At 66.4% G+C, this 21,075-nt stretch carries 22 protein-coding genes; 17 read left to right on the top strand and 5 right to left on the bottom strand.

Annotation, left to right across the window (positions count from 1 at the left end):
• Positions 1–27: 27 nt before the first annotated feature.
• The 8 genes from SM753_RS13500 (at position 28) to SM753_RS13465 (ending at position 8,643) form a co-directional block, all read left to right on the top strand.
• Entirely contained in the window at positions 28–498 is a 471-nt protein-coding gene (locus SM753_RS13500) for a hypothetical protein (protein WP_135533361.1), read from the top strand.
• Positions 476–913, top strand: a complete 438-nt coding sequence (locus SM753_RS13495) for a hypothetical protein (protein ID WP_135533362.1) — start codon at positions 476–478, stop codon at positions 911–913. Before SM753_RS13500 ends, SM753_RS13495 begins: the two co-directional genes overlap by 23 nt.
• Entirely contained in the window at positions 910–1,749 is an 840-nt protein-coding gene (locus tag SM753_RS13490; protein ID WP_323191983.1) for a hypothetical protein, read from the top strand. The genes SM753_RS13495 and SM753_RS13490 overlap by 4 nt, the downstream gene beginning before the upstream one ends.
• The gene (locus tag SM753_RS13485; RefSeq protein WP_323191982.1) at positions 1,746–4,799 is read left to right on the top strand and encodes a hypothetical protein; all 3,054 of its coding nucleotides are present in this window, start codon (positions 1,746–1,748) and stop codon (positions 4,797–4,799) included. Before SM753_RS13490 ends, SM753_RS13485 begins: the two co-directional genes overlap by 4 nt.
• A gap of 34 nt (positions 4,800–4,833) precedes the next feature.
• Positions 4,834–5,262, top strand: a complete 429-nt coding sequence (locus SM753_RS13480; protein ID WP_138797019.1) for a DUF5791 family protein — start codon at positions 4,834–4,836, stop codon at positions 5,260–5,262.
• 127 nt (positions 5,263–5,389) lie between these two features.
• Positions 5,390–6,286 (top strand): SDR family oxidoreductase, encoded by an 897-nt coding sequence (locus SM753_RS13475; RefSeq protein ID WP_323191981.1) that lies wholly within the window; start codon positions 5,390–5,392, stop codon positions 6,284–6,286.
• A gap of 37 nt (positions 6,287–6,323) precedes the next feature.
• Entirely contained in the window at positions 6,324–7,499 is a 1,176-nt protein-coding gene (locus SM753_RS13470) for a DHH family phosphoesterase (protein ID WP_323191980.1), read from the top strand.
• Positions 7,500–7,554: 55 nt separating this feature from the next.
• Positions 7,555–8,643 (top strand): aldo/keto reductase, encoded by a 1,089-nt coding sequence (locus SM753_RS13465; protein ID WP_323191979.1) that lies wholly within the window; start codon positions 7,555–7,557, stop codon positions 8,641–8,643.
• A gap of 99 nt (positions 8,644–8,742) precedes the next feature.
• Here SM753_RS13465 and SM753_RS13460 read toward each other — a convergent pair whose 3' ends face one another.
• The gene (locus tag SM753_RS13460) at positions 8,743–8,910 is read right to left on the bottom strand and encodes an HVO_0758 family zinc finger protein (protein WP_168192937.1); all 168 of its coding nucleotides are present in this window, start codon (positions 8,908–8,910) and stop codon (positions 8,743–8,745) included.
• Between the two features lie 159 nt (positions 8,911–9,069).
• Here SM753_RS13460 and SM753_RS13455 point away from each other — a divergent pair, with 159 nt between their 5' ends.
• From SM753_RS13455 to SM753_RS13435, 5 genes are all read left to right on the top strand, one after another.
• Positions 9,070–10,212 (top strand): MFS transporter, encoded by a 1,143-nt coding sequence (locus tag SM753_RS13455; RefSeq protein ID WP_323192088.1) that lies wholly within the window; start codon positions 9,070–9,072, stop codon positions 10,210–10,212.
• 39 nt (positions 10,213–10,251) lie between these two features.
• Positions 10,252–11,358 (top strand): glycosyl transferase family 2, encoded by a 1,107-nt coding sequence (locus SM753_RS13450; RefSeq protein ID WP_323191978.1) that lies wholly within the window; start codon positions 10,252–10,254, stop codon positions 11,356–11,358.
• Between the two features lie 89 nt (positions 11,359–11,447).
• The gene (locus tag SM753_RS13445) at positions 11,448–11,897 is read left to right on the top strand and encodes a hypothetical protein (RefSeq protein WP_323191977.1); all 450 of its coding nucleotides are present in this window, start codon (positions 11,448–11,450) and stop codon (positions 11,895–11,897) included.
• A gap of 33 nt (positions 11,898–11,930) precedes the next feature.
• Positions 11,931–12,518: a CoA pyrophosphatase gene (locus SM753_RS13440; protein WP_369335357.1), complete on the top strand. Its 588-nt coding sequence runs from the start codon at positions 11,931–11,933 to the stop codon at positions 12,516–12,518.
• 235 nt (positions 12,519–12,753) lie between these two features.
• A complete protein-coding gene (locus SM753_RS13435) occupies positions 12,754–13,542 on the top strand; it encodes an LLM class flavin-dependent oxidoreductase (RefSeq protein ID WP_138797014.1) in 789 nt (262 codons plus the stop codon).
• Between the two features lie 86 nt (positions 13,543–13,628).
• On the opposite strand, the gene katG is transcribed toward SM753_RS13435, so the two are convergent.
• On the bottom strand, positions 13,629–15,764 hold the full coding sequence (gene katG, locus SM753_RS13430; RefSeq protein WP_323191976.1) for a catalase/peroxidase HPI: 2,136 nt from the start codon (positions 15,762–15,764) through the stop codon (positions 13,629–13,631).
• Positions 15,764–15,967 carry a hypothetical protein gene (locus tag SM753_RS13425; protein ID WP_323191975.1) on the bottom strand — a complete coding sequence of 68 codons (204 nt, stop codon included), beginning with the start codon at positions 15,965–15,967 and terminating at the stop codon, positions 15,764–15,766. Before SM753_RS13425 ends, katG begins: the two co-directional genes overlap by 1 nt.
• Positions 15,968–16,246: 279 nt before the next feature.
• Here SM753_RS13425 and SM753_RS13420 point away from each other — a divergent pair, with 279 nt between their 5' ends.
• Both SM753_RS13420 and SM753_RS13415 read left to right on the top strand, forming a co-directional pair.
• Positions 16,247–16,411, top strand: a complete 165-nt coding sequence (locus SM753_RS13420; RefSeq protein WP_168192936.1) for a hypothetical protein — start codon at positions 16,247–16,249, stop codon at positions 16,409–16,411.
• Positions 16,412–16,469: 58 nt separating this feature from the next.
• Positions 16,470–17,654 (top strand): FAD-dependent oxidoreductase, encoded by a 1,185-nt coding sequence (locus SM753_RS13415; RefSeq protein ID WP_323191974.1) that lies wholly within the window; start codon positions 16,470–16,472, stop codon positions 17,652–17,654.
• Between the two features lie 23 nt (positions 17,655–17,677).
• On the opposite strand, the gene SM753_RS13410 is transcribed toward SM753_RS13415, so the two are convergent.
• Positions 17,678–18,112, bottom strand: coding sequence for an Hsp20/alpha crystallin family protein (locus tag SM753_RS13410; protein WP_323191973.1), 435 nt, complete (start codon positions 18,110–18,112; stop codon positions 17,678–17,680).
• 75 nt (positions 18,113–18,187) lie between these two features.
• The gene (locus SM753_RS13405; protein WP_168192935.1) at positions 18,188–18,346 is read right to left on the bottom strand and encodes a hypothetical protein; all 159 of its coding nucleotides are present in this window, start codon (positions 18,344–18,346) and stop codon (positions 18,188–18,190) included.
• Between the two features lie 143 nt (positions 18,347–18,489).
• Between SM753_RS13405 and SM753_RS13400 the strand changes: the two genes are divergently transcribed.
• On the top strand, positions 18,490–20,214 hold the full coding sequence (locus SM753_RS13400) for a radical SAM protein (RefSeq protein WP_323191972.1): 1,725 nt from the start codon (positions 18,490–18,492) through the stop codon (positions 20,212–20,214).
• A 70-nt stretch (positions 20,215–20,284) separates the two neighbouring features.
• A complete protein-coding gene (locus tag SM753_RS13395; RefSeq protein ID WP_323191971.1) occupies positions 20,285–21,004 on the top strand; it encodes a hypothetical protein in 720 nt (239 codons plus the stop codon).
• Positions 21,005–21,075 lie beyond the last annotated feature (71 nt).

Raw genomic sequence — 21,075 nt, 5'->3', positions numbered from 1 at the left:
AGAGGGATAGGGCGGCGAAGGCGGGCCATGTTCGACACTCCTGTCGACACGTGGTACCTAACTATCGGCGTCGCGCTGGCAAGTCTGGCGTTTTTCGGCGTCGCCACTGAACTCCCGTCACACGCCCCGCCCGACGCGTCCGGAGCGGCCGACACTGTCGACGCCCTCGCCGCGTCGGACACGTCGGGAACGGCCGAACACCCGATATCTGCCGACCGTGTTCTCCTCGGGCCGTTCAGGATCGCTTTACGCGGAGACGGTGGCACCACCCGTGCGACGTTCACGCACGGGCCCGTGGCTCCAGTGTCCGACGGGTCGAAGCTACAGGAGGTGTTACGTGGGGCCGACCCGTCGAAGGTGTTCGTCACACAGGCCGCCTTCAGAGGGGAGGTCGCCGAGAGCAGGAGTCGGGAGGCGACGTGGGAGAGCGCCGACGACCGAATCATCGTCAGAAACGTCACCTGGAGGGGTCTCCATGTCACACTGGTCGGCGCGTAGGGCGCAGACGGAACCGCTTGCCGTCCTCGCTGCGTTGTTCGTCGTCGGCACCGGTCTCGCTTTGTACGCCGGTGCAGTCGACACGACGTTGGGCGTCGAAGAGGACCGTGGCGCCGATCCGACGCTGCGTCGAGTGTGGAACGCCGTCTCGGAGGCTGGCGTACTTGCACCGGCGAACCTCTCGGACGGCCTCGACGCCGCCCCAGACGGTCGGGAGATCCGGATCACCGTGACGGGCGGGGCATCAGTGTCGACGCAGAACAGAACTGACTCGGCCGGCGAAGACGAAGGCGAGATCTGGACTGCTGGCCCCGAAGCCCCGCCGGACGCGGTGTCGGCGTCGCGGAGCGCGAGCGTTCGCGTCGGGCCGGGTCGGATCCGGGCTGGTCGCCTCCGCGTGGAGGTGTGGTCGTGACCGACCGCGGCGTCAGTACGGTCGTCGACGCGGTGCTTTGCCTGTTGCTCGTCAGCAGTGCTGTCGCGACGCTCGCCTACGTGCCGGCGGACACCGACCCGTCGCGTCCGGACACCGCCGACGAGACGGCCGACGTTGTCGGATCGAGCACAGCGCGAGTAGACTACACGCTCGCGACCCCGAACGGAGACGTAGAACGGTCCACACAGGGAACACTCGCCGAACTCCTCGCCGATGCGGCGGTGGCGAACATGACCGTCTATGGTCACCAACTTTCGGACGATAGCGACGCGTTCGAGCGAGAGGTGACCGCCGTCGTCGAAAGCGCAGTCGCCCGCCCGAACGTCTCAGTCACGGTCCGGGCGACGTGGGAACCGTACCCGAATTCGCCGGTAAAGGGAACGGTGACTGCCGGCGACGTGCCACCGCCGAACGCGGACGTCCACGTCGCGACGCTCACGGTTCCGTCCGATTCATCTACTAACCGGAACGATGCCGTCAGAGCGGCGAGCGACGGGTTCCGAGGAGTTGCTCGCGTGACGGCACGCGGCGTCGTCGGTGCGCTGTTCCCGCCGGAGGAAGCGTCGGTGTCGTTACAGGACCCCCAGACGAAGCGAGCGACAGCGGAACGGTACCGCCGCGCAGCGACATTGTTCGACTCACGAGTAGACAATGACGACCCGGAACGGGTCCGGCGCACGAACGAGCGCCTCACCGCTGCGCTGGTCGACCGGACGGTCGGTGATTTCACCGATCAGTTCGACACGCCGCAGTCGGCCGCGGAGGCCGTTTCGGTGGGTGAAGTACGAATCGTCGTCAGGACGTGGGAGCGATGAGACTGGCCGAAGACCGACGTGGCCGCGTTCCGTTCGCGCTGATCGGCGTTCTGTTGCTGGTCAGCAGTGCGACACTCGCCGTAACGATGACGAACCGGGACCGGGGACACGCCGATATCGACGCCGCCGCAGCACTCGACCGCGGAGACGCTGCCACCCAGACCGTTATCAGGGATTCAGTTGCCGATGCGAGCAGACGCGCGGCAGCTAACCCCGTCGTAACGCCAGCCAACACGACGTACGGCCGCGTTCTGAACGACTCCACGCCGTTTCGCGACTACCTCAGAATACGGATCTATCGGACGGTGAACTCCCGTCTCGACACCGTCGACGAACGCGTTCGAAGCGTCGATGTCCGGGCGTCGCTCCCGCCAGTGACCGATGCAAGCACGCTCAGGGAAGCCAAGCGGCGCGTCTCAGTCGAGCGCGACGGGGAAGGGCGACTCGACGTCGTCATCGATGGTGTCACGCTCGTCGCCGAGCGCGACGGCCAAGAGATATCGAGCAGGGAACGTTCGATCCGAGTGACGGTGCCGACGCCTGCGCTGTTGCTTCACGACAGAGTCGAGCGGTATCAGACCCAACTGAATCGAGGGGCGCTCGACGGAACTGGGTTCGGACGGCGCGTCACCGCGAGGCTCTACGCCATGACTTGGGCCCGCGGGTACGCCCAGTACGGCGGCGGTCCGATCGGTAACGTCCTCGCAAACCGACACGTCGAACTCGCGGCGAACGGCGCGGCGCTGCAGACCCAGCGGGACGTATTCGGACGCACGGATCCGATGGGGCGGGTCGGTCTCGCACGCGGTACGGCGCGGGTCGGAATCACCGACGCTCTGGTTGGAACCGACACGGAGGGCAAAGAGTGGGTGAACTACGTTCTCGGAGAGGGGGACCCGCCGAACAGTTCCATCGCCGCCCAGGTCGACAACGCGTCGAATCGACTGTCCCCGTCTACGGCGATGACCGTCGGCGTGAACCGGACGGCCGACGTAGCGATGTACGACCTGCTAACAGGCACCAGCGGCCCGGATATCGGGACTGTACTCGATGAGAGTTACACGGCAGAGACACGCCTCACGACGACGGTCGACACCACGTACGCGGATGTTCGGCCGCGGACGGAGCCCCGCGGGGAGGGGTGGCAGCTCAACGGTACGTCGACCGAAACGACGTACGACGTCGAAACCGGCCGTGCCGACGCGCCGAACGTGGCGGACGGTTGGCACGAACTAATGACGTACCGGAGGGTAGTGGCCGAGCGCCACGTCGCTCACCGCGAGTGGACGCGCGACAACGAGACGAGAACGACCGTCGACCGGTGGACGACGCGTCATCGCGTCGGTCTTCGGGTCGTCGGAACACACGCTGCCGGTGGTCGGGTGCCGGACCGCCCGATCGCTGCCGTCCACGAACGCGGCGGCGCACTGAACGGCCCCAACCTGGGATCCGTTGCGAGACAGGGAGTGGAGCGGCTCGTAACTGATAGCGGCGGTGCGAACGACCTGGCGATAGCGGCTGTCGAGAACGAAGGCGTCGAAACGGGCACCGCTGTCGTCGGCGATAAACCGCCTGGTCTGGGCGACTGGGTGTACGACGACCTGCGGAGCCTTCGCGACCGGATCAGCAACGTCACCGTCACTGTCGAACGAGGGGCGCTCGGCACGCGAGCGAACCCCTCCGGGGATCTCGCCGCGGAACTCCGATCGCGGCGTTCCGACCTCGTCGACGCGCCGAACCGGTACGACGGGGTCGCCGACAGGGCGCGGGTGGCGGCACGCGCCGCGTACGTCGACCGTACAATAGAACTGCTCGACCGACAGGCGGACGCCATCGACGAGACGCAAGGCGAGTTCAACGACGTGCTGGACAAACTGGGTTCCGTGACTGGCGACCGCCTCGACGACCTGATCGCTGCCCGAGAATCGGTCACACGCCCCGGTCGGCATCTCGTTTCGTCGGACGGCGGGGCGATGACGGTGCGCGTCGACGGCGCGCCGTCGTATCTCACGGTCGAATCTATCGACGACGAACGCATACCGGCGATCCGACAGGACGGGCCCTACCACGCATTGGCCGTCCGGAACAAGAACGCGGTGACGCTCCCGTACGACGAGATCGGTGACCGGATCGCCGAGCAGTTCGTCGACGATACGACGCGCGTCAGCCTTCGGACCGCCGCACGGACGCTCCACGAGACGAACCGTGCCCTCGCCGCCGTCGACGACGAGGAACTGAGGGCCCAGCGTGACGACCTCAGAGACGCCGTCGAAACCGCACTGGGGAACGCCACGGACGAAACGGTGATGGAACTGGCGGCGGCGACCTCGCTGGACGAGGAAACGAGTCGTGAGGTCGTCACGGACGGCTACGACGAGTGGAATTCGACGGCGACGCTCGCGCTGGCGGTGACGAACGGGTCGGCCGCGAGACCGGCGGCCGACGCCGCCGCTGACCGGACTGCGACGCCTGACAGCGCCGCCTGGGCGGACCGGATCCGTACGCGCCTCGACGTGACGATGACGGACGCGACAGCGGAAACAGCCGTAAGGCCACCGGAAGGCCCGGTTCGGGACACCGCCGATGCGCTCCGTGAGACGGTCCGAACCCGGATCAGCGACGCCGCGAGTCGCGGCCTCGAATCGGCATCCGACCGCGTCGCGGACCGTCTCTCGCGGGCACGCGGAGCGGTCCCGTCGGGCGTCCCGGTCACGCCGATCCCGGGATTCTGGTACGCGACAGCGAACGCCTGGCAGGTCGACATCTCCGGACGGTACGCTCGCTTTACCGTCCGGACCGGTCGCGACGCACCGACTGCGCCCGGCGGCACCGTCGCGTACTCGCGAGACGGGTCGAAAGTTTCAGTCGATGTCGACAACGACGGGCGGCGCGAGCGTCTCGGGCAGTCGACGAGAGTGAGTTTCAGCGCGGCGACGACTGTTCTCGTCGTCGTTCCTCCAGGCGGGAGCGGGGTCGGCGACGTGGACGGCGGGCGCGTCGAAGAATCTCCGGGATGGCCGAACGCCGGACACAACGCCACCGCGATGTGATAACCACTTGTACGGTGATCGCCTATCATCGGGCATGTTCTACGAGCAACGGATGGACGTCGACGGACTGACGCCTGCGGACCTCCGGGCGGAGTACGAGTCTGACCTCGCCGGCGTCATCGAGACGGCCGGCGTCGACAGCATCGAAGCGGAGACCGCAGTCGAGCGCGCGACCCTGCAGGCGCTCGCAGACGGCGAGTCACCGTCACTGTCGCTGGAGGAAGCGTCAGCGATACTGGCGTTCGCGGACGACGCGCCTGACGCCGAGACCGTCCGCGAAATAGCCTGCGAGCATCTCCTGCTGGGGATGACGACGGGCGTGATGGACGTTGATGCTGTCTCCCGGGGACTGACGTTAGAGCTCGATCCGAAAGAGATCCAGCAGAAAATAGAGCGAAGAGCGCCGATGAGCTTCGAGGAGTTCGTCCACATCCAGCACGTCATCGCGAGCAACCAGCGATAGCGTCAGTTCGGCCGAACCATCCACACAGCAAAGCGATGAGGCTGTCGTGAACCGGCTCTGCAAGTTCGACCGTTCGCCGCGGTCGAGCAGTCGTAGCTTCTACGTATCGGGGCGCGAACTGTCACCCATGAAGGTCGCGATCCTCGGATGCGGATACGTCGGCCTCGAACTCGGTAGACAGTTGCGCGACTCGGGCCACGACGTCCTCGGCGTCAGACGGTCGGACGACGGCATCGACGCGGTCCGCGCGGCGGAATTGGACGCCGTTCAGGCGGACGTCACCGACGCCGGATCGCTCGAACGCGTCCCCGACGTGGACGCGCTCGTCTTCGCGGCGAGTTCCGGCGGTCGCGGCGCGGACGCGGCGCGCCGGGTGTACGTCGACGGGCTCCGAACGGCGATTAAGACGTTCGGCGAGCGACGACAGTCGCCCGAAAGGCTAGTGTACACCTCCTCCACCGGCGTGTACGGCGACCACGGCGGCGACTGGGTCGACGAAACGACGCCGCTCGACCCGACGACGGAGAAGACGAGAGTGCTGGTCGAGGCCGAGCGGATCGCCCGCGAGTTCGCCGACGAGTACGGGATCGACGGAACTGTCGCTCGGTTCGCGGGTCTGTACGGCCCGAACCGGTATCGACTCCGCCGCTACGTCGAGGGGCCGGTGACGGAGGGGTTTCTGAACATGGTCCACCGCGACGACGCCGCGGGCGCGGTTCGACATCTCCTGACGGAAGACCTGGCGCGGGGCGATGCCGTCGTCGTCGTCGACGACGAACCGGTCTCGAAATGGGAGTTCGCGGACTGGCTCGCGACGGAATGCGGTGTCGACCGCCCGGCGAAGCGAACCAAAGCGGAGCGATTGGCCGAGAACGACCTCTCCGAAACCGTTCGACGGCGACTGCAAACGAGCAAACGGTGTTCGAACGACAGGCTCCATGGTCTCGGGTACACGTTCGCGTATCCGACCTTCAAGGAGGGGTACCAGGACGCGGTCGAAACTTACCGGAAGGAGCAACTGTAGGGGAAAGTTCTTGGTCATTCATAAAGAGCCAGAAGATATGAGGTCGCTGAGAGGAAGGCCGTCCGCTCTGCAGGTCGAAGCCGTTCAGGGGTGGGTGGATTCGCTGAGCACGGTCGAACTCGCCCTGATCGCGGTGGGCGTCCTCGTTGCACTGATCGTTTTCGGGTTCGCTATCTCGTGGCTTCGACGGACGCCCGGGGAACGGTTCAAGCGCGCGCTGGCGGACCGCGACCACGTGTCGGTGCTGATGCATCCGAACCCGGACCCGGACGCGATGTCGTCCGCGATGGCAGTGGCAGATCTCGCGGACGTAGTCGATACCGAAGCGACGCTGCAGTATCCCGGCGAGATCCGCCATCAGGAGAACCGCGCGTTCCAGACCGTTCTGGAACTCGACTTCGAACGCGTCGAACGCGCCGGCGACATCGCCAGCGACGACGTCGTTCTGGTCGACCACAACGCCCCGCGCGGGTTCGACGGGTCGTCGGCGATCGAACCGTTCGCCGTCATCGACCACCACCCGGGGAACGGCACCGGGGACGAGTTCACCGACGTCCGAACCGACTACGGGGCCTGTGCCACGATACTGGCCGAGTACTTCGAGACGCTCGAAGCGGAGACGAACCCCGACAACGGCGAGAGCGACGCGGACATAGAGGTCTCCGAGCAGTTAGCGACTGGACTTCTCTACGGGATCCAGTCCGACACGAACCATCTGACGAAGGGATGTTCCGCGGCCGAATTCGACGCCTGCGCGTACCTCTACCCGGGCGTCGACCAGGGGGTTCTGGACCGTATCGCGAACCCGCAGGTCAGTGCCGACGTGCTGGAGACGAAAGCCCGCGCCATCTACGACCGCGAGGTCCGCCGGTCGTTCGCCGTCTGTGACGTGGGCGAGGTCCCGGTCGTCGACGCTATTCCGCAGGCGGCGGACGAACTAACCAGTCTAGAAGGGGTGACCGCTGTCGTCGTCTTCGGCGACCACGAAGGGACCCTCCACCTCTCGGGCCGGTCGCGGGACGACCGCGTCCACATGGGCGAGGCGCTTCGAGCGGTCGTCGATGACATCCCGATGGCAGACGCGGGCGGGCACGCCAGAATGGGTGGCGGACAGGTGTCGATCGAACACATGGCGGGGATCGGTCCGTCGGAGGGCATCTCGCGAGACGAGTTCGTCGACCGTCTGTTCGGTGCCCTCGACGGCGAAGTGTAGGCGTTCAGCCTTCGAAACCAGTGACCCTTTTCCTCGCCCGACCGTACCAGGTGACATGGCCACGGGAAACGGGACCTGGGAGTACCGGGACAGGTTCGGCGATTCGTTCGGGCGGACGTACTTCCGGCGGTACGGTGACGGCGTCGTCTCTAGCATCGGCGTGGGGACGTATCTCGGCGACCCGACCGACGACGTCGACGCCGGCTACCGGGAATCGATCGTCACTGCACTGGAGCGCGGTAGCAACGTCGTCGACACCGCGATCAACTACCGCTGTCAGCGGAGCGAACGCGTCGTCGGCCGAGCGCTCGACGACGCGGACGTCGACCGCGACGCCGTGCTCGTCGCCACCAAGGGCGGGTTCGTCCCGTTCGACGGCGAGAAACCGGCGGACCCGGGTGCGTACGTCCGGGAGGAGTACGTCGACACCGGACTGATCGAACCGGATGAACTCGTTCGGGGGAGTCACTGCATCGCACCGATGTACCTCGACGACCAGGTGGACCGCTCGCTGGCGAATCTCGACGTGGACACGATCGACCTGTACTACGTCCACAACCCCGAGACGCAACTGCGGACGCGGTCCAGGGAGGAAGTGTACGACCAGTTGGAGTCGGCCTTCCGTCGCCTCGAACACCGGGTCGACGAGGGGGATATCGACGCGTACGGCGTCGCGACGTGGGACGCCTTTCGCGTTCCGCCGGACCACGAGAAGTACCTCTCGCTGCCGGAAGTAGTGTCCCGGGCGCGCGCCGCCGCGGACGACGCGGACAACGCCTCGACGGGGCTGCGCGCGATCCAGTTACCGTTCAACGTCGTGATGGCCGATGCGTTCACCGTCGAGAGTCACGATTCGCCAGAAGGTCGGCAGAGCGCGCTCCAGTTCGCCCGGGAAGCGGGCCTGAACGTCTTTACGAGCGCGAGCCTCGCTCAGGGGCAACTGGCTGGCGATATCCCTGAGGAGGTAGCCGCTCAACTGTCCGGAGACACGACGGCCCAGCGCGCGATCAACTTCGCGCGGAGCGCGCCGGGCGTCACCTGTTCGCTCGTCGGGGCGAGTTCGCCCGAACACGTCGAGGAAAACGTCGACGCCGGTACGTTCGACCCGCTCGGTGCTGACGCGTTCGACGCGGTCTTCGAGTGACCGTCGCGGTGACCGGAGGTCCGTCAGTGAGAGTTAGATAGAAACGGTCGGAGTTTCGTCGGACCGGGACGTCCCGTCCGTCGACGGTGAATCAAGACGCTACAGTTCTTTCCACTCCCCGTCACACTCGGGACAGGACCGCACGGTCCCTATCTCGGAAGGGTCGTTTTTCGTCGTGAGGTCCTGCTCACACGCCTGGCACTTCAACCGTCCGTACGTGTCTTTGACCAGGTCACCGTCGCGAAGCGCCTTCCGAACGGATTTCATATTCGGAACGTATGTGACACCCTGTCAAAAAACCACCCCTGAACCATTCGTTTCGAAAGCCTTGAAGCGGCATCTGATGTACTCTCACTCGTGCTATCGAGCCAAGGGAAAGCCCGGTCGTTTTCGGGGCGCGGACGGCTGTTCGGGTCGCTGTGTACCATGGTGTTTCTCGTCAACATCGCCCGCGTGGTGTTCGCACCCCTCGTCGAACCGCTGCGAGCGGCGTTCGGGTTTTCCGGCGGAACTATCGGCCTCGTCGTGACGATGGCCTGGGTGGGAAGCGCCGTCCCGCGGATGCCCACCGGATACCTGCTCACGAAGGTGCCGCGCCACACGGTCGTCCTCGGGTCCGGCGCGTTACTCACCGTCGCCGCCGCAGTGACCGCCGTCGCGGATTCGTTCGCGACGCTGGCCGCGGGCGCGTTGCTAATGGGGTTGACGAGCGGCGCGTACTTCATCGCCGCCAATCCGCTCGTGAGCGAACTGTTCCCCGACCGGGTCGGCCGCGCCATCGGTATTCACGGGATGTCGAGCCAACTCGCCGCCGTCAGCGCGCCGCTGGTGGTCGGCGGCGTCCTCCTTGTGACCGACTGGCGCGCCGTGTTCTGGCTCATCGGCGGCGTCGCCGCGGCGACGACCGTCGTCTTCTTCCTGATCGCTCGCCGTGCGGAGATGCCCGAGGCCGGCCGCGACGACAAGGACTTCGTCGGCGCGCTCACCCAGCAGTGGCCGATAATCCTCACCGGCGTCGCGATAATCGGCGCGACGGGGTTCGTCTGGAACGGCGTGTTCAATTTCTACGTGACGTACCTCGTCGAGGTGAAAGGGCTGTCCGAAGCGGTGGCGCGGAACGTCCTGACCGGCGTGTTCGCCGCCGGGGTGCCGGCGTTCGTCCTCACGGGTCGCGTCGCCGAGCGGGTCCCGTACGTGCCGCTGATGCTGACGATCCTCGGGGGGTTCATCGCCAGTCTGTTGGCGCTGACAGCGGTCGGGTCGCTGTGGACGGTCGTCGCTGTCAGCGTGATTCTCGGCTACGTCGTCCACAGCCTCTTTCCCGCGCTCGACATCTACCTGCTCGACTCACTGCCGGACGAGAACAGGGCGAGCGCCTACGCGCTGTACAGCGGGACGATGATGCTCGTACAGGCGACCGGGAGCGCCGTCCTCGGCGCGCTGACCGACGCCGGATTCGCCTTCGACGCGCTGTTTCGCCTGTTTTCCGTCGGCCTGTTGGCCATTCTCGTCGTCCTGTTCGGTCTGTACGTGACCGAACGGTTGCCCCGCGGTGCGTCGCCGGTGTGAGTCGTCGGCGTTTTCATTCCGTAGTCCAAGGCACGTGTGATGGAGTACGTTCAGGAGCGGGTCACGACGCTGCACGCGTTCGACGACCCGTCGCCGGCGGCACCGACCGACAGGGCCGCGGTCGTCGTACCGATGACCGACCGGGAGTACGCGGGCCTCGCCGCCGAGCGCGTGCTGTCGACGCTCTCGACGGTCGACCCCAAGCGTATCGTCGTCGCGCTACGAGCGCCCGCGGAACGCGTCCCGGAGTTCGCCGCGTGGCTGTCGTCGTTCGACGCGCCGGTCGACCTGCTGTGGTGTAACGCCCCCGCCGTCGAGGCGGTGCTAGACGACGCCGGGCTAAACGACGGGTTCGGGAAAGGCCGAGACGTGTGGCTGGCACTCGGCGTCGCGGCACGGTCCGCGGAGTACGTCACCGTCCACGACGCCGACGCGAAGAGTTACTCGGCGTCGCACGTGCCGCGCCTGCTCGCGCCGCTCTCAGACGGGTACGCGTTCTCGAAGGGGTACTACGCCCGGGTGGAGAACGACCGACTCTACGGGCGGCTGTTCCGCCTGTTCTACGCGCCGCTGGTTCGGACACTCGCCGACGCGCACGACGCCCCCGTCCTCGACTATCTCGGCGCGTTCCGGTACGCGCTGGCCGGCGAGTTCGCGCTGACTGCCGACCTCGCCCGGTCCCTGCGCCCACCGCGCGCCTGGGGGCTGGAGGTCGGGACGCTCGGCGACGCGTTCGACGCCGCCGGCTTCGAGGGCACCGCGCAGGTCGACCTGGGCCGCCACGAACACGACCACCGGGCCGTCTCGGGCCCGACCGGCCTCGCCGAGATGTCCCGACAGGTGGGGGACGCGCTGTTCCGCGTCGTCGAGGACCACGGCGTAACGCCCGACTACGACACGCTGGCCGACCGCTACCGCGACGTCGCGGCGGAGTTCGTCCGGCAGTACGCCGCGGACGCCTCGTTCAACGGCCTCTCGTACGACCCAACCGCCGAACGCGAGCAGGTCGCCGACTACGCCGACGCCGTCCGGGAACCCAGCCTGGACGACCGCCTGCCGGCGTGGTCGGAAACGGCGATAGAGCCCGAAACAGTGGCGAACGCGTCCGCTGAGGCGATAGACCGAGTTAGATCTGAGACCCGCTGATAGGGACCTTCGACAACGTGTGGTGCTGTCCGTACTCACCGCGACGTAAAGCCCGAACGCTCATCCCGGGGTAGCCGCATACCCAGCGTATGGACCTGACGCACGACGAACTCGCCGGTATCGTCGATCTTTTCGGCGCGCTGTCTCGGGACGAACTCCTGAACGCGCTCTCGGAACTCGCCTACCGCGAGGGCAGGGAGTTCGAGGAGGCAGAGAGCGCGGCGGCGGTCGACGAGGCCGTCGACGGCTATCATCTCGTCGAGTACGACGACCTACTGGTCGCCGGACCGACTGCGTTTCCGACGCTTCCCGCGAACGCCGAAGACCTGCCGCACATCATGGACGTCGAGGAGCGGACGGTCGACCGCGAGGCGCTGGGCGAACGAACGCGAGAGCGACTCCGCGCGGACGCGGACGCCGCGCTCGAGGACGGCGACGGGGACCGACTGGAGACGCTGATCGATGTCAGTTACGACGTCGAGGCGTGGTCGCCGGTGTCGCTCGACGAGATGCGAGCGGACCTCGACCGGCGAGGATAAGAGGGACCGGCCACGTACTTCGGACGAACGGCTATGCAACTGGACCTGGACCGTGTCGCAGAGTACACGCCGCGGGCGGTGACCGGCGAGAAGTACGACGCCGCGGTCCTCATTCCCGTCGTCGAACGCGACGACGAGGCACACCTCCTGTTCACGAAGCGGGCCGAACACCTCGGTGAGCATCCCGGCCAGATGAGTTTCCCCGGCGGCGGCCGCGAACCCGAGGACGAGGACCTGCAGGCGACCGCGCTCCGGGAGGCCCGAGAGGAGATCGGACTGGACCCCGAGGAGACCGAAGTGCTCGGCAGGATCGACGACATCCGGACTGTCACCGAATACTCAGTGACACCGTTCGTCTCCCGGGTCCCGGACCGCGAGTACGAACCCGACGACGGCGAAGTGGCGGAGATCGCGGTCCTCAGCGTCGCCGACATGCTCGACGACGCCAACTACGACTACGAACGCCGGGAACACCCCCACTACGGCGAGGTCGTCATCCACTACTTTCGCGTCGACGGCTACACCGTCTGGGGTGCGACCGGCCGCATCGTCGTCGACTTTTTCGAACTGACCACCGACTGGCGTGCGCCGGAACGGATCGACCCGAGTTCGCGGGTCTGATCTCGTGTCCGATCCGACTCGTGGTCAATCCGATCCGAGTTCCGACAAAAGAGGATGTGCAACAACGCGGGCGCGTTGGCTGACACCTGTCGGCTCCCGTCGCCGGCTAATCTTCGTACGGAACGATACCCTTTTGCGGGTCCCTCTCAGAAGTGGCTACATGGTCTCACAGACGATGGGTCGCGTTCCGCACGGGCGATAGTATTTCTAACCGGCGTTCTACGGGTGATCGACGATGCTGACTGGGTCCGAGTCAGCCACCGCGACGGGACTCGACGCCATTGCGCTCAAGCCGACTGAGTGCGCCGTCGAGCGAGCGAGCGATCTCCCGTTCGAAACAGTCGCGGTCGACTACGAGGGCCGCGAACACCTCCCGGACGCCGAAACCCTTGCGTCGCTCGCCGAGGGCCACGAGGTGTTTCTGACGACGCCGGTACGAGCGGACGGTTTCGACCCGCTCGGCGACGACTCGCTGACCGACTGGATACCCGAGGGCGTTCGTCGCGTCCTCGTCGCGGGCCACCCGGCCTACCTTTCGGAAGCGGAGCGGAGTCGGGCCGTCGCTCCTCGCCTCGGAACGGCGAAAGAGCGCGCGACCGACGCCTGGGTCGGGACGGAGAGCGTCGAACGCATCGCACTGGCGGCAGGCGGCCCCCAGTACGAACTCCTCTCGCGGTCGACTACCCGCGACCTCAGGGCGCTCCGCGCGGCGGGACTCGACGCGGACGTCGTCATCTACGCGCCGACCGTACTGACCGACGACGAAGACGCCGTCCTCGACGCTGTCGGCGACTACTCGGCGCGACGCAAACCCGTCGCTCGCGCGCTTCCCGACGGCGCGGCTACCGACAGCGAGGCGACGGGCCGCGCTCGGGACGTGTTGCTGCGGGCGACTCGCGATTACGCGCTCGTCGGGACGCCCGAGACGGTTCGTGAGCGCGTCGCCGAGTTGAAAGACGCCGGTGCGACGACCGTCGTGGGCTATCCCGCCCGCGGGGTCGACGCGTTCGAGAGACGGGCGTAGCGACTCCGGTCGAGAGTCACAGGCCGAGGAAAGAACGGCGACGCAGTCGGCTCGTTACAGCGATAGCGCGGCGAAAGACCGCGCGTTTACTCGAGGTCGAAGCGGTCGAGTTTCATCACTTTCTCCCACGTCTCCACGAAGTCGCGCACGAACTTCTCCTCCGCGTCGTCGCTTCCGTAAACCTCCGAAATGGCGCGAAGCCGGGAGTTCGAACCGAAGATGAGGTCCACGCGGGTGCCCTTCCACTTGAGTTCGCCCGTGGCACGGTCGCGCCCCTCGTACACGTTTTCGGCTTCCGAGGCAGGCTCCCACTCCGTGCCCATGTCGAGCAGGTTCACGAAGAAGTCGTTGGTCAGCGTCCCCGGCCGGTCTGTGAAGACGCCGAGGTCGGACTGCTGGTAGTTCGCGTCAAGCGCGCGCATGCCGCCGACCAGAACCGTCATCTCGGACGCAGTCAGGTTCAGTAGCTGCGACTTGTCCACCAGCAACTCCTCCGCCGGATGGTCGTACTCGTGTCCGAAGTAGTTACGGAACCCGTCTACCTTCGGTTTGAGCGCGTCGAACGATTCGACGTCGGTCTGTTCCTGGGAAGCGTCGGTTCGTCCCGGCTCGAACGGGACTTCCACGTCGTACCCGGCGTCTGCCGCCGCCTTCTCGACGGCTGCGTTGCCGCCCAGAACGATGAGGTCGGCGAGCGAGACACGCGTCCCGTCGGACTGCGAGCCGTTGAAGTCCTCCTGAATCCCTTCGAGGGTCTCCAGTACGGTCGACAGCTCCTCCGGTTCGTTCACCTCCCAGTTCCGCTGGGGTTCGAGGCGGATGCGCGCGCCGTTCGCTCCGCCGCGCTTGTCGCTGTCGCGGTACGTCGACGCCGACGCCCAGGCGGTCTTGACCAGTTGGGGGACCGACAGGTCCGACCCGAGGATCTCCTCCTTGAGTTCGGCGACCTCCTCGTCCCCGATACGGTCGTAGTCGGCTTCGGGGATAGGGTCTTGCCACAGCATCTCCTCGTCCGGAACTTCCGGGCCGAGGAACCGCGTCGGCGGCCCCATGTCGCGGTGAATCAGCTTGTACCAGGCTTTCTGGAACGCCTTTCCGAACTCCATCGGGCTCTCCTGGAACGTCTCCATTATCTCCCGGTAGTCGGGGTCCCGCTTGAGGGCGATGTCGGTCGTGAGCATCATCGGCGTGACCCCTTCGTCCGGGTCCTGTGCGTCCGGTGCGGAGTCCGCTAGCTCTTCGCTCTTGGGGGTCCACTGCCAGGCACCGCCGGGCCCCTTCTCGGGCTCCCACTCGTAGTCGAGCAGGTTGTTGATGTACCCCATGTCCCACCAAGTCGGGGACTGCGTCCAGGGCCCCTCGATACCGCTGGTGGTGACCTCGCCGTCTTCGGTGGCATCGTTCTGCCAGCCGAGTCCCTGGTTCTCGATGGGGGCCGCCTCCGGTTCGGGGCCGAGTACATCGTCGGGGTTGTCTGCGCCGTGGACTTTCCCGAACGTGTGTCCGCCGGCGATGAGCGCGGCCGTCTGTTTGTCGTTCATCGCCATCCGGGAGAACGTCTGACGGATGTTCTTCGCCGAGGCCTTCGGGTCCGGCTGGCCGTCAGGGCCCTCCGGATTCACGTAGATGAGCCCCATCACGGACGCGCCGAGCCCCGTATCGAGTTCTCCGGGTTCGTCGAAGCGCTCGTTCGCTTCCCACTCCTCCTCGGGGCCCCAGTAGACGGAGTCGTCGGGCTCGAAGGCGTCCTCGCGCCCGCCGGCGAAGCCGAACGTCTCGAAGCCCATCGACTCGATGGCGACGTTCCCGGCCAGGACTATCAGGTCGGCCCACGAGAGTTTTCGACCGTACTTCTGCTTGATCGGCAAGAGCAGCCGGCGCGCCTTGTCGAGGTTCGCGTTGTCGGGCCAACTGTTGAGGGGCGCAAAGCGCTGCGTACCGCCGGACGCGCCGCCGCGGCCGTCGCTGGTGCGGTACGTGCCGGCGCTGTGCCAGGCCATTCGAATGAACAGCGGCCCGTAGTGGCCGTAGTCGGCCGGCCACCAGTCCTGCGGAGTCGTCATCAGTTCTTCGAGGTCCGACTTCACCGCTTCGAGGTCGAGTTTCTGGAACTCCTCGGCGTAATCGAAGTCCTCGTCCATCGGACCGACTTCATGGGAGTTCTGGTCGAGAACCTCCAAGTTCAACTGGTTCGGCCACCAGTCGTGATTACGCCCTCTCATTATCCGGCTACCTCCGTGGTACGTACCCGGTTAACCTGGGCCGTCTTCTCCAGGTAGTCGTCCATACGCATCGACCCCTCGGGGCTGGCAGTGCGGGAGTTCTGGTCGTCCAGCACTGGCTCGCCGGAGTTCGTCGTCAACGCGTCTCGTACGGCGTCGAAGTTCGGGTCGCCCATGCCGTGCTTTGGGGTATTGTCTAACATTAATTACTTCTCTCGAAAGATGATTGGACTAGACAATAATAAGGCTTGGGCGCGCGGCGCAAATCTCCGGAATGCGCGGCGAAAGCGACCAATTCCCACGGGGTCCGTCGACCCGTCTAGTGACAGCTTTAGGTGGGACGGCAATTACGCTCTTCCGGTTAACAGGTCGGTCCCCAACCGAGCGTTCCTTTCCGCTGTGGAGACGCGTTCGCCGCTCGATTTCCTGCCGTTGTCGGGAGCGGCGCGACACTTATTTTCCTCCGTGAACTCCCGTCGACTATGTCCACCGCCACTCACCGGTGTACCTGCGGTGCAACCCTCCAGTACAGACAGGACATGCGGAAGGAGCAAGGCGGCGTCTACCCGACCTGGAAATGCAAGGACTGCGGGACGCCGGTCCCGGGGACGGTCGCCGAGCGTATCAAGCACCAACATCCATCGTAATGCCCGCAGTGTCGCTCTCCGGCGGTACGCGTAAGTGGACCCCGTCCGACCGCTACGTATGGCCAAGCACGTTGCTGTGGTCGGCGGCGGTGCCGTCGGCACGACAGCCGCCTACGACCTCGCAGAGCGCGGAACGGACGTCACGCTGTTCGAACGCGGGGAGATAGCCGCCGGCAGCACGGGTCGCGCGGCGGGGATCGTTTACGACGCGTTCGCCGACAGCGTCGACGCTCGCGTCGCCGACCGCGCCGTCGAGCGCTTCCGCGAATTCTCGGGGGAGGGCGACTTCTCGTTCGAGGTGACGCCGTACGTCTGGCTGGCGCGCGAGGGCGACGAACGCCGCGCGGACGCTATCCGTGAGCAGGTCCCCAGAATGCGATCCCACGGGCGGGACGCGGCGCTGGTCGACCCGGAGGAGCTGTCTGCGGAGTGGCCGGCGCTGCGGACTGACGACATCGCCGTCGCCGCCGTCGCGCGAAACGCCGGGCGGGTACGCCCGGAGACGTACCCGCCACTGCTCGCCGAGAAAGCGCGCCAGGCCGGCGCGCGGATCGAAACCGGCGTCGAAGTGTCACTCACGGCCGACCCGCCGGGTGTCACTACCAGGTCGTCGAAGACAGCCCAGGGCGGCGGCGGTTCCGCCGAAGGCGACGGTGAGCATCGCGGGTTCGACGCCGTCCTCGTCGCCGCCGGGGCACAGACGAAACGGATCCTGTCCGAAGCGGGGATCCCGATCGCGCTGAAACCGTACCGCGTACAGGCGCTAACGACGGCTGGCGGGCCGAGCGGTCGCTCGAACGAGGACGGTCCGGCGGTGCCGATGACCTACGACGCGACGGGCGGGTTCTACCTTCGGCCGTACGGCGACGGTCTGCTCGCGGGCGACGGGACCGAGGAGGTCGAAAGCGACCCCGACGACTGGAAACGGGACGGCGACGACGCGTTCGTGTCGTCGATGCGGGACGGCCTCGCACATCGCGTCGGCGTCGACGCCGACGTGACGGACGCCTGGGCCGGCCTCTGTACCGCGACGCCGGACCGCAACCCGTTGCTCGGCGAACTCCGCGACGGGATCTACGTCGCCACCGGGTTCCAGGGCCACGGCTTCATGCGCTCGTCGGCGCTCGGCGAGGTCGCCGCCGAAACGATACTCGGCGAGGAAGGCATCCCCGACTACGATCCGACTCGCTTTACTGGCGACGAGGAGTTCGACATCGTCGAAGGAATGACCGTCTCCGAGTAGTTACGCGTCAGTCGCGGCAGTAGTTACGCGTCCGTCGGGGCGTCGGCGGTTTCGGAACCAGTGGTGCCGTCTCCGCCGACGGGGTCGGATTTCGGCAGGCGAACGCGGAGTTCTCCCGAACCGGTGAGCGTCGCCGTCGACTCGCCGGGGACGACATCGGCTCCGTCGGGCAGTTCCGCGCGGCCGTCCAGCGAGAGGCCGCGGCCGGGGAACCGCATCTCGTACCCCTCGCGGTACTCCCGGAACCGGTCGATACGGACCATCACGGCGTCGTCGACGAACCGCACCTGAACGTCGCTGCTCGTGGTACCCGGTGCGTCGAACACGACCAGAAACGCCTCGTCGCTCTCAAGTACGTCCGCCGTGAGCGACCGCGACTCCTGAATGCGACTGGCCGCCCGGCCGACTCGCTTGACGACCGAGTCGCTGACCGACTTGCCGATCTCACGCAGTGTCATCTTGTTCCGAATGACGGGCCGCAGACGCCTAAGTCTGACGCGTTCTCCGAACGCGAGCGGCCGTCGCCGCCCCGCTCACAGTTCGATCAGCTGCAGGCTCTCCGTCTCGGCGCAGTACGGACAGACGAGGTCGTCGACGCTCAGGTCGTCGGGCACGTCGTAGGTGTAGTGGTTCTCGAACATGTCGAGTTCGCAGTTCTCGTTCGTGCACTTGATCTCCTCGGTCTTTGGCATAGATCAGAGTTATCTCGGTACGGGGAAACCGTTTGCGGCAGGGTATGGCGTTGCCGACGCCCGGACTGAGAGTCTCGGGCTCTGCCGGATTCCACACCGTCCGTTTCCGCACCGTTTTACCCGTCGAGCGTCAACGGAGACGTATGACAGACCCCGCCGACCTCTCCGTGACCATCGTCGACGGTTACGTCGACGAGCCAGCGCATTTCGGGGTCCCGCCGTACGTCTCGACGTACCCCCGGTACACAGCCGGCGCGCTCGTCGACGCGGGCGTCCCGTCGGAGAACATCACGTACCACACCATCGACGAACTCCGCGACGACCGCCACAAGTGGCGCGACGTCGAAGAAGCGGACCTGCTCTGCTACACCGGGGGGATGACCGTCCCCGGGAAGTACGTCGGCGGCACACCGGCCGAACCCGACGAGGTGCGCGAACTCGCGTGGACCGCCGACGGCACCTCGCTGATGGGCGGTCCGGTCCGCTTCGGCGTCGGCGACGCGAACGAGGGCGCAAGCGAAACCGAACGCGACGACCTGGATTTCGACTTCCTCGCCATGGCCGACGTGGAGGCCGCGGCGTACGACATCGTCTCGAACGGGCTCGAAGGGTTCGAGGACCGCTACCGCGGCGTCCCCGAGGAGACGCGCTGGGCGCGCAAGGGGGCGTTTATCGTGGAACAGCATCCGAACCACCCCGACTACCTCATCGCGGAACTAGAAACGTCTCGCGGCTGTCCGTACCGCTGTTCGTTCTGTACGGAACCGATGTACGGCGACCCCGATTTCCGTCCGCCCGAGAGCGTAGTCGACGAGGTGGACGCGCTCTCCGACCGCGGCGTCCAGCATTTCCGCCTCGGTCGCCAGGCCGACATCCTCGCCTACGGCGGCGACGGCGAAGCGCCGAACCCGGACGCGCTCCGCGACCTCTACGGCGGCATCCGCGAGGTGGCACCCGACCTCGAAACGCTTCACCTCGACAATATGAACCCCATCACGGTCGTGAAGTGGCCCGAGAAGGCTCGCGAGGGTATCCGGGTCATCGCGGAGCACAACACGCCCGGGGACACGGCGGCGTTCGGTCTCGAATCCGCGGACCCGCTCGTACAGGAGGAGAACAACCTCAACGTCTCCGCCGAGGAGTGCTTCGAAGCGGTCAAGATCGTCAACGAAGAGGCCGGATGGCGGCCGGGAGAGGGGAGCGACGCGACGGGCCCCTCGACCGGCGACGACGCTCCGAACCGCCTTCCGAAACTCCTGCCCGGTATCAACCTCGTCCACGGACTGAAAGGCGAACGGAAGGAGACGTTCGAGCACAACAGGCAGTTCCTCCAGCGCGTCTACGACGAGGGGCTGATGCTCCGCCGCGTGAACATCCGTCAGGTGATGGCGTTCGAGGGCACCGATATGGCCGAGACGGGCGCGGAACTCGCACAGGACCACAAGCAGCAGTTCAAGCAGTACAAACAGGAGGTCCGTGAGGAGATAGACAATCCGATGCTCCAGCGCGTCGCCCCGCCGGGAACCGTCCTGCCGGACGTTACGCTGGAGTACCATCAGGACGGCAAGACGTTCGGCCGGCAACTCGGCACCTACCCGCTGCTCGTCGGTATCCCCGGCAAGCGAGAACTCGGCCGGACCATCGACGTTTCCATCGTCGGCCACGGCTACCGTTCCGTCACCGGCGTCCCCTACCCCCTCGATGTCAACAGCGCGTCGATGGACGAACTCAGGGCGATACCGGGCGTCGGCAGGAGCAGCGCGGGCGACATCGTCGTTAACCGTCCGTACGAGTCGACGGCCGAGGTCGGGGTAGACGCCGACCTGGGCAAGTTCGCGACGGTGCGGTCGCCGGAAGGCGCGGACTAACACCGTCTCGACAGGTGGGATCGCTCGCAACGAAACTTATTGGAGTCGCTGTGGTGTTTCCGCCAAGGGAATGACTGACGGAGATATCTTCAGACAGCGACGGCTAGACAGCGACACCGTCCCCGAGAGGCTGACGCTCGCCGTCTTCAACTCCGACTGTCCGGACGACGTGGTAGCGGCACTGGGCGAAGAGCTCTCCGCCTTTTTCGACGTCGAATCGGTGACCCAGGGCGAGACGCTCAGGGACACCGGAACGGAGTTCGCCGTCATGCACGACGACGTGTTGATCGACGGGCCGATCCTCCACGGCGACCGGTCGGTCGCGGACATAGACGGGACGGTGATGGGTGCACAACCGGCGGACACCGTCTTCATCGCGGACTACGACGACCGGGAGGGGATGCGAACGCTCTCCCAGCGCATCGAGAAGAAGGCGTGGTGGGCCGGCGACGGCAAACTGTACGCGACGGGCCACCAGCGCCTCTCGATGATGGACGACCAGTGGAACCTGTACGAGAGTATCGCCGACGCCGGAGTGGACGTGACGGTGTTCGACCAACCGGAGTGGACGCCCGGAAGCCGAGAGGCCCTCACTGTCCGCCCCGAGGGAAGCCACGCCCTGACGGGCACCTGGCTCGTCATCTTCGACGGCGCTGGCAACGATGCGGCGAAAGGCGCACTCGTCGCGACGGAACGCGGGTCGAACACGTACTACGGGCTCTGGACGGTCGACCCTGCCGTCGTCGACCACCTCCAACAGCGCGCGCTCGAAGTCGAGTCCCAGTCGTAGAGATAGCGCGAACGGCAGAAGAGCTACGGGGACAGTGTGACTGAGCCGAACTACCGCAAGCAGCGTGGGGG

It is taken from the genome of Halostella sp. PRR32, assembly GCF_034808085.1.
Classification (GTDB): Archaea; Halobacteriota; Halobacteria; order Halobacteriales; family Natronoarchaeaceae; genus Halostella; species Halostella pelagica.
This window is presented reverse-complemented; position numbering and strand designations above follow the sequence as displayed.